This window comes from Rhodoferax sp. (genome assembly GCF_030653815.1).
GTDB lineage: Bacteria > Pseudomonadota > Gammaproteobacteria > Burkholderiales > Burkholderiaceae_C > Rhodoferax.
Genome location: NZ_JAURYQ010000031.1, coordinates 135,729 through 143,220 on the forward strand (window position 1 = coordinate 135,729; position 7,492 = coordinate 143,220).

The 7,492-nt window shown below is 62.3% G+C and carries 5 protein-coding genes; 2 read left to right on the forward strand and 3 right to left on the reverse strand.

Features of this window, described 5'->3' with window-relative positions:
* Positions 1-37: 37 nt before the first annotated feature.
* The 3 genes from rsmA to Q7U49_RS11085 are packed head-to-tail and all read right to left on the reverse strand — an operon-like array spanning position 38 to position 4,559.
* Positions 38-826: a 16S rRNA (adenine(1518)-N(6)/adenine(1519)-N(6))-dimethyltransferase RsmA gene (gene rsmA / locus Q7U49_RS11075; RefSeq protein WP_304764331.1), complete on the reverse strand. Its 789-nt coding sequence runs from the start codon at positions 824-826 to the stop codon at positions 38-40.
* Positions 827-836: 10 nt separating this feature from the next.
* Entirely contained in the window at positions 837-2,189 is a 1,353-nt protein-coding gene (locus Q7U49_RS11080; protein ID WP_304764332.1) for a peptidylprolyl isomerase, read from the reverse strand.
* A gap of 6 nt (positions 2,190-2,195) precedes the next feature.
* Entirely contained in the window at positions 2,196-4,559 is a 2,364-nt protein-coding gene (locus tag Q7U49_RS11085; protein ID WP_304764333.1) for an LPS-assembly protein LptD, read from the reverse strand.
* Positions 4,560-4,657: 98 nt separating this feature from the next.
* Between Q7U49_RS11085 and Q7U49_RS11090 the strand changes: the two genes are divergently transcribed.
* Positions 4,658-5,746: an aminoglycoside phosphotransferase family protein gene (locus Q7U49_RS11090; protein ID WP_304764334.1), complete on the forward strand. Its 1,089-nt coding sequence runs from the start codon at positions 4,658-4,660 to the stop codon at positions 5,744-5,746.
* Positions 5,747-5,808: 62 nt separating this feature from the next.
* On the forward strand, positions 5,809-7,492 hold a 1,684-nt coding region (locus Q7U49_RS11095; protein WP_304764335.1), incomplete at its 3' end, for a DEAD/DEAH box helicase family protein.

Below are 7,492 nucleotides of genomic sequence, written 5' to 3' on the forward strand. Positions count from 1 at the left end.
TGAGCAGCCCGTTCAACGCGGGCTACTGGACCACCGCTTAAGCCAAAACCTGCGCGCTGGCCACGGCCAGCGCCAGTCGCAGGTATTCGTCCACCGGGACCTCTTCGGCGCGCCGCTGGACATCAAATTCCCCGCTAAAGTTTTTCGCCTGCAACCAGGCGCCCAGCGTGTGGCGCAGCAGTTTGCGCCGCTGGCTGAACGCCACCTGCACCAGCTCGCTTAAAGCCTGTTCATTGAGTGCCGCCGCGTCCGCGCGTGGCAGCATGCGCACCACGGCGCTGTCCACGCGTGGCGGCGGATCAAAGCTCTCAGGCGGGACGAACAGCACGTTTTCCATGGCATAACGCCACTGCAGCATCACGCTCAGGCGACCGTAAGCGGCGGTTGACGGCCTGGCCACCATGCGGTCGATCACTTCCTTTTGCAGCATGAAGTGCTGGTCTTCGATGATGTCCACGTACTGCAACAAATGAAACAGGATCGGGGTGGAAATGTTGTACGGCAGATTGCCCACCACCCGCAGCTTTGGTGCAGCTTGCGCCTGCGCCACTTGGGCAAAGTCGACTTTCAGCACATCCGATTCAATCACCCGCAACTGGCCATGGCTGCGCAGGCGTTGTGCCAGGTCGCGGTCGAGTTCGATCACGGTCAAGGCGCCGAGCCGCTCCACCAGGGGTTGCGTGAGCGCTGCGAGGCCCGGGCCAATTTCAACCATGGCCTGACCCGGCTGCGGGTCAATGGCGTCCACAATGGCCTCGATGATGCTGCCATCGGCCAGGAAATGTTGGCCGAAGCGCTTGCGCGGAATGTGCTTGCCGTGTTTCAAACCGGACCCTTTAGAGTGGCGCGTCACGCAGCTCGACGTAGGCCCGGCCACGCAGTTCCTGGGTCCAGGTCTGCGCAGCTTCATCGCGCTTTTTCTCACGCAACAGGGCGCGCACCGACTCGCGTTGTTCGGCCTCGCTGAGTTTGGCCTGGCGCCGCTCCTGCAGCTGGATCAGGTGCAGGCCAAAGCGCGACAGCAGCGGCTCACTGACTTCACCCGGGGCCAACTGGTTCATCACGGCTTCAAATTCGGGCACAAACATGCCCGGGCTGGCCCAGCCCAGGTCGCCCCCCTGCGCCGCGCTGCCGTCCTGCGAATGCTCGCGCGCCAGTGCGGCAAAGTCGGCCTGTCCGGCCTGCACCTGCTTCTTGAAATCGAGCAAACGTGCCTTGGCCTGGGTTTCACTGAGCTGCGCTGAGGGCCGCAGCAGGATATGGCGGGCCCGGCTTTGCGTGACGGCCATGGCGGGCAAGCCCGCGTTGACTTTCTCGACCACCTTCAAAATGTGAAAACCCGCCAGTGAGCGCACCAGCTCGGCCACTTCACCTTGCGCCAGACGCTGCGTGGCTTCCACAAACGAGGCCGGATAGCGGCTGGTGCTGCGCAAACCCAGTTGGCCGCCATTGGACTGTGCCGACGCAGCAGAGTAGGTGCGGACCAGGGTGGCAAAGTCTTCGCCGGCGCGCGCGCGCGCCAGCACCTGGTTCGCCTGCACCTGCAAGGCTTGCACCTGCTCGGCGCTGGCACCCTCCGGCACCGCGATCAGAACCTGGGCCAGGTTGATTTCCAGCTGGTTCGGGTCCGAGGTGTTCTGCTGTGCCTGCAAATAGGCCTCAATATCAGCGTCTGTTACCCGAACCCGTGGCTCCAGGTCGCGTTCGCGCAGGCGCTGCATCAGGATCTGGTCACGCAACTGGGACCGGAACATGCCCACGGTCAGGCCATCGGCGACAACCCGCCGCTGCAGTTCAGCCACCGTGAGCTGATTTTGCGCCGCGATCGATTGCTCGGCCTGGTCAATGGCCGATTCCTCCGCGCGGATACCGGTTTCGCGGGCGAACTGGAGCAGGACCTTCTGGTCGATCAGGCGTTCCAGCATTTCGGCGTTCAGTCGTTGCAGATCGGGCGCCGGACGGCGTTGCGCGGCAAACTGTTGCTGCACCCGCAAGACTTCACGCTGGACCTCGGTGTTGGTCAGCGGCTCGGAGTTGACCACCGCCACGATGTAGTCAGAGGTCGCGCTGCGGCTGGCGGCGACCGCGCCGCCTGCTGCGGGCGCCAGACGCAAACCCTGGGCCTGCACTTGGGCACCCAGCAAAGCGGTGGCCAAGGCAACAGATAAAAGTTTAAATCGGACAGTCATGATGGTTCAATCGTAATTGCTGAAACGGCTGGGCGACTCGCCGGGTTCACGCAGGATTTGGTAGCCGGGAATATTGTCCTTGAGCGACTTGAGCGGATTCACCCCGAGCCGGGTGAAGCCAACGAATTCCAATTGGAACATGATGCGCTGGGTGGCCGTGCTGGTGCTGGTCTGCAGGCGCTCCAGCACAATGCGGCCCAGCCAGCAACTGGCATCGTATTCAAAGCCTACCAGTGCATTGACCAACTTGCGCTCATTCATGCTGTAGTTCAGGCGCCCCACGCTGTACCAGCGCCCGTCGCCCTGACCTTTTCCGGGGCCCAGGTTCTGGCCCTTGTCACCCCACAGGTCGTTGATGGGCCATTGCCAGCCAAAATCAATTTGCTCGCTCGAGTTGCGCTGGTAGCGGTAGGCTGCCGAGAGGGTGCGGTACGGACCGGGCTTGTAGTTGACGCTCAGGGTGGAGCGCACCGAGCGCTCGGTTTTGGGGTTGAACTGCACCGTGCCGTCAAAGCTCCAGCGCGGGTCCCAGTGGACCGAGCCACCCAGCAGCAGGTCGCTCAGACGGTCTTCTGCGGGTAACTCGCCGGGCAAGGTGACATTCTGGTCAGAAAAGCGCAGGCGCTGCGCCATGCCCAAGCGGGCGGTTTCGGCCCCGGTGGCGGGGTCGAGCCAGCGCGTGGTCACGCCGAGCGTGAGCAAATTGCTGTCAGAAATACGGTCATTGCCGACATAGGCGTTTTCCGTGTAGATGGTGGCCAGGTTGAAGTCGTTGGCGCCCGAATCGTAATTGGGCAAATGGCTTTGGTCGCGGTAGGGCGTGTGGACATAAAAGGCCCGCGGCTCCAGGGTCTGGCGCAAGTTGCGGCCAAACAACTGGGTGTCGCGCTCAAACACCAGGCCACTGTCGAGGCTGAAGGTCGGCAGCACGCGGCTGGCGGAGGTGTCGCCGTTGCTCAGCGGTGTTTCAAACTGGTACTGGCTGGCGTGCAATTGCACCCTGGGTGTTAAAAATCCCGCCGGGGCGGTGAGCGGATAGCTGGCCTGCAGCACGCCAAAGCTGCGCTGGCCGTTGGCTTGCCCGGTGCGGGTGATGTCGGACTGAAAGCGGGTGTAGTCGGCGTTGAACGCGTAGTTGAAACCTGCCACGTTGTTGCGCGCGTAACTGGTGCTGAGCTGTGGCAAGCGGTCGTAGGGTGGCACGATGGGCGCTGTCACATCCTGCAGGGTTTGCCACTTGAGTGTGCGCACACTGTTGGCCCAGGCGCCGTTGTTCCACGACAAGCTGGCGTCGTTGGCCAGCAGGCGTTGCGTCAGGGAGCTGTTGGCCAGGCTGAAGTCGCGCCAATAGTTGTCATCGCTGACGCGGTTCAGGCTCAGGTTCAGCGCGGCGCCGTTGTTGGTCCAGGCACTGTCGAGGCTGGCCTGGTGCTTGAGGTTCAGGCCCCAGCGGTTGGCATCACGCAATTTGTCGGCAGGCATCCAGTCCAGCTGAACCTCACCGCTGTACTTGGGTTCCAGATAACGAAATTCGGTACCGATGTTGATGCCGCGCTTGCTCATCAGGGTGGGGGTGATGGTGGCATCGCGGTTGGGTGCAATGTTCCAGTAATAGGGCACTGAAACCTCGGAGCCATTCACATTGTCCAGCCCTATGGTGGGCGGTAACACGCCTGATTTGCGCTGCTCGCTCAGCGGAAAACTGAGGTAGGGCACCGGCAACAGCGGCACGCCCTTGAAGCTCAGCAAGGCGCCGGTGGCGGTGCCCACATTTTCTTCGTTGTCCAGGGTGATGGTGCTGGCCTTCAAAATCCAGTCCGGCATCCAGCTCGGACCAGGTACGCGCTGACAGGTGGTGAAGGTGGCGTTGTGGATCACTGCCCGTTGCTCGTCCAGAAAATCCACCCGGTCGGCCTGGCCATGGGCCTGGTTGCTCAAGAAATGGTAGGTGGGCTCGTTGAAAAAGCCTTCAAAGGTATCGAGGCGCAGCTCCAGCAAGGGGCCTTCGTACACATTGCCGGCGCGGTTGACCCGTACATGGCCGCGCGCCTTGGCCAAATCGGTGGGCTGGTTGTATTCCAGCCGGTCGGCCTTGATCACCATGTCACCACGGCGCAGCATGGCCTGGCCTTCCACGACCGTCTCCAGGTCCGGGCGGCCGGTGATGTGCTCGCCCGAGACAAAGCTGGGCAAACTACCACGTACTTCGGGCGCAATCGTCTCTTGCAGCAAGGGGCTGTTTTGCAGCAGCAAAGGCGCATCAACGGCCTGCTGCGCGCTCACCAGCGCGGATTGCAGCAGCGTTGCCAGCACGCTGAGGCGCAGCGGGCGAACGTGGCGTCGCGGCTGACACACAGGGGTGTCTGGCATCAGGCAGCGCATTTGGAAAACGCGCGGGAGTCAAAAACGATGGCGGGCATGGAGTGGGCGCGGTAGAGGGCTGGACAGATTTGTAGAATGGATTATCCATGAGCCACGACATTCCCCCCCAAACCCCCGCCAGCCTTGCCATCGCCTGGAGCGACGCCGTCCGCGCTGATCAATTCTCCCACTGGTTGACTGGCGTCGCCGCCCAGCACCGGCTGCAGATGGAGAGCCTGCGCCTGGCCTCGGCCGACGCCAGTTTCCGGCGCTATTTCCGCATCGACGCCCAGGACGGCAGCCGCATCATCATGGACGCGCCGCCCGACAAGGAAAACAGCGCGCCCTTTGTCAAGGTGGCCGCCCTGATGCAGGCCGCTGGTGTGCACGGGCCGCAAGTGCTGGCCTGGGACGAGCCGTTGGGCTTCATGCTGCTGACCGACCTGGGCGCGCAGACCATGATGCAGGTCATCAAGCGCGAACAACCCCAAGCCAATTTGCCGCTGTACCTGCAGGCGGTGGACGCGCTCATTGCCTGGCAGCTGAGTTCCCAACCCGGCGTGCTGCCACCCTACGACGAAGCGCTGCTGCGCCGCGAACTGGAATTGTTTCCCGACTGGTACATCACGCGGCACAAGGGCGTGGTCATGGACGCTGCCATGCGCCAGACGCTGGATAAGAGCTTCGAGGAGATCATCCGCCACAACCTGCGCTGGCCCAGCGTCTTTGTGCACCGCGACTTCATGCCCCGAAACCTGATGATCTCGGGCACCGCACACGCGCCCGTGCTGGGTGTGCTCGACTTCCAGGACGCCGTGTATGGCCCCATCACCTACGACATTGCCAGCCTGATGCGCGACGCGTTCCTGAGCTGGGACGAAGACTTTTGCCTCGACATCACCATCCGTTACTGGGAAAAAGCCCGCAAGGCCGGCCTGCCGGTGGGCGACGACTTCGGCGAGTTTTACCGCGGCGTGGAGTGGATGGGCCTGCAGCGTCACCTGAAAGTGGCGGGCATCTTTGCCCGCCTGACGCTGCGCGACGGCAAACCCCAGTACCTGGCCGACACGCCGCGCTTTATTGCCTACATTCGCATCACCTGCGAGCGCTACCGCGAACTCAAACCGCTGCTGCGGCTGGTGGAAAAGCTCGAAGGCATTGAGGTGCCCAATGTGTTTGGTTTTGGGCGGCAGTAAAAAATGACCGCCGTCCCCCTGTCCTGGCAGCGTAAACTGCTCTCAAAATCAAAAGGACAGGGATGACGCCAGAGCAACAGGCCAGACAAAACATTGACACGCTGTTGCAGCAAGCGGGCTGGCATGTGTGCGACATGGCCAATGCCAACATTCACGCATCGCGCGGCGTGGCACTGCGCGAATTTCCCCTCAACCCCGGCTACGGTTTTGCCGACTACCTGCTCTACATCGACGGCAAGGCCGCGGGGGTGATTGAGGCCAAAAAAGAGGGCGCCACGCTCACGGGCGTGGAAGTGCAGTCGGCGCGTTATGCCCAGGGTCTGCCGGCATCGCTGCCCGCCTGGCGTCGGCCCTTGCCCTTCAGCTACGAGTCGACCGGCATCGAGACCCACTTTACCCAGGGCCTGGACCCCGAGCCGCGTGCCCGCGCCGTGTTTGCCTTTCACCGGCCCGAAACGCTGGCGGCTTTCCTCAAAGGTGTGCCCGCAACCAGCGTCATACATACAGGCACCGGCAATCCGCAGGTTGCCCAGGATGCTGGTTTTGCCAGCCCCACCTTCCTGGCCCGCTTGCAGTCCATGCCGCCCCTGATCGAAGACGGCCTGTGGCCCGCGCAAATCATCGCGATTCGCAACCTTGAAAACAGCCTCAAGGCCAACAAGCCGCGCGCCCTGATCCAGATGGCCACCGGCAGCGGCAAAACCTATACCGCCATCAGCTTCATCTACCGCCTGATCAAGTTTGGCGGTGCTCGGCGCGTGCTGTTTCTGGTGGACCGGGGCAACCTGGGCCGGCAGACCAAGAAAGAGTTTGACCAATACACCTCGCCCTACAACAACTTCAAGTTTGGCGAGGAATACATCGTCCAGCACCTGCAAAGCAACCAGCTCGACACCACGGCCCGCGTCACCATCTGCACCATCCAGCGGCTGTTCAGCATGCTCAAAGGCCGCGAGCTGGCGCCCGAAGACGACGAGCAGAGCGTGGACGGCTTGGGCAACTTGTTTGCCAAGCCCGAGCCCATTGGCTACAACCCCGCTTTCCCCATCGAGACCTTTGACATCATCGTCACTGACGAAGCCCATCGCAGCATCTACAACCTGTGGCGCCAGGTGCTGGAGTACTTTGACGCCTACCTCATCGGCCTGACCGCCACACCCAGCAAGCAAACCTTTGGTTTCTTCAACCAGAACCTGGTCATGGAATACGGCCACCCCCAGGCCGTGGCCGATGGTGTTAACGTCAATTACGACGTCTACCGCATTCGCACCCAGGTGAGTGAGCAGGGCGCACAGGTGGAGGCGGGCTACTCCGTGGGCTACCGTGACCGCCTGACGCGTAAAACCCGCTGGCAGGAGCTGGATGAAGACATGGCCTACGACGCCGACGCGCTCGACCGCGCCGTGCAAACGCCTGACCAGATACGCACCATCGTGCGCACGTTCCGCGACAAGCTGCCGCTGGAGATATTTCCCGGCCGCACCGAGGTGCCCAAGACCCTGGTGTTTGCCAAAGACGACAACCACGCCGAAAAAATTGTCGAAATCCTGCGCGAAGAATTTGGCAAGGGCAACGACTTTGCCCAGAAGATCACCTACCGCACCACCGGCGAAAAGCCAGAGAACCTGATCAGCGCGTTCAGAAACAGCTACTTCCCGCGCATTGCCGTCACCGTGGACATGATCGCCACCGGCACCGACAACAAGCCGGTGGAAATTGTGATGTTCATGCGCTCGGTGAAAAGCC